The sequence below is a fragment of the Paracoccus onubensis genome (genome assembly GCF_003591515.1).
Taxonomy (GTDB): domain Bacteria; phylum Pseudomonadota; class Alphaproteobacteria; order Rhodobacterales; family Rhodobacteraceae; genus Paracoccus; species Paracoccus onubensis.
Genome location: NZ_QZCG01000039.1, coordinates 1 through 1,238, shown reverse-complemented (window position 1 = coordinate 1,238; position 1,238 = coordinate 1). Strand labels below are relative to the sequence as shown.

At 69.8% G+C, this 1,238-nt stretch carries 1 protein-coding gene; it reads right to left on the bottom strand.

What is annotated here, in order from left to right; all coding sequences use genetic code 11:
- A partial coding sequence (locus tag D3P04_RS23025) for a condensation domain-containing protein (protein WP_147391987.1) occupies positions 1-1,238 on the bottom strand: 1,238 nt, incomplete at both ends.

Genomic DNA, 1,238 nt, shown 5'->3' with positions numbered 1-1,238 from the left:
CAGTCGCGCGGCATAGGCCGCCGACAGGTCCGTGGCCAGCGGCGCCATCGAGGCGCCGTCTGCGGCGATGTGATGCAGCACCAGAAGCAGCACATGATCCTGCTTCGACAGGCGCAGCAGCGTCGCCGCCAGCGGCAGGCCGTTTTCCAGATCCAGCAGTTGCGCCGCTCCCTCGGCCAGCGCGGCCGGCAAATCCGCTTCGGAGATCCGGCGCTGTTTCAGGGTCAGGGCGGCGCTGTGCAGCAGCTCCTGCCGGGGCGTGTCGGCGGCGGGAAAGCGGGTACGCAGGGTCTCGTGCCGGGCGATGACATCGTTCAGCGCCGCTTGCAGCGCATCGGCGTCAAGCTGGCCTTCGATGCGCAGCGCCATGGGGATGTTATAGGTGGCCGAGGGCCCCTCGATCTGGCCAAGGAACCACAGCCGCTGCTGGGCGAAGGACAGGGGCATCATTGCGGGGCGCGGGCGCGGGGCCAGTTCCGGGCGCGCGGTTTGCGGGATGTCCTGGGCGGCGATGCGGGCGGCCAGTGCCTCGGGCGTGGGGTTTTCGAAGATGGCGCGGATCGGCAGGTCGATGCCGAATTCGGGGCGGATACGACCGATCAGCCGGGTGGCCAGCAGGGAATCCCCGCCAAGCGCGAAGAAGCTGTCATCGATGCCGGGGCTGTCGATGCCAAGCACCTCGGCGAACAGCGCGGCCAGTTTGGCCTCGGTTTCGTTGCGGGGCGCGCGCCGCGGTCCCGCGGCGATCACGGGGGCGGGCAGGGCGCGGCGGTCCAGCTTGCCATTCGGGGTCAGCGGCAATTCGTCCAGCCGCAGGATGGCGGCGGGGACCATGTAGTCGGGCAGGGCAGCGGCCAGCGCCCGGCGCAGGGCATCGCAGTCCAGTTCCAGTTCCGGTGCCACGACATAGGCGGCCAGCTGCTTCTGCCCGGGCCTGTCCTCGCGGGCGATGACGGCGGCCTGGGGATAGCCTTCCCGGGCGATGGCGGCCTCGATCTCGCCGGGCTCGATGCGGAAGCCGCGGATCTTGATCTGCTGATCGGCGCGGCCGATGAATTCGACCTGTCCGTCCTCGCGCCAGCGGGCCAGATCGCCCGAGCGGTACATGCGCTGTCCGGGGCTGAACGGATTGGCCAGGAAGCGTTCGGCGGTCAGGTCGGGGCGGTTCAGATAGCCCTGCGCCAGACCCGCCCCCGAGATATACAGCTCGCCCACAACTCCAACAGGTACAGCCTGCA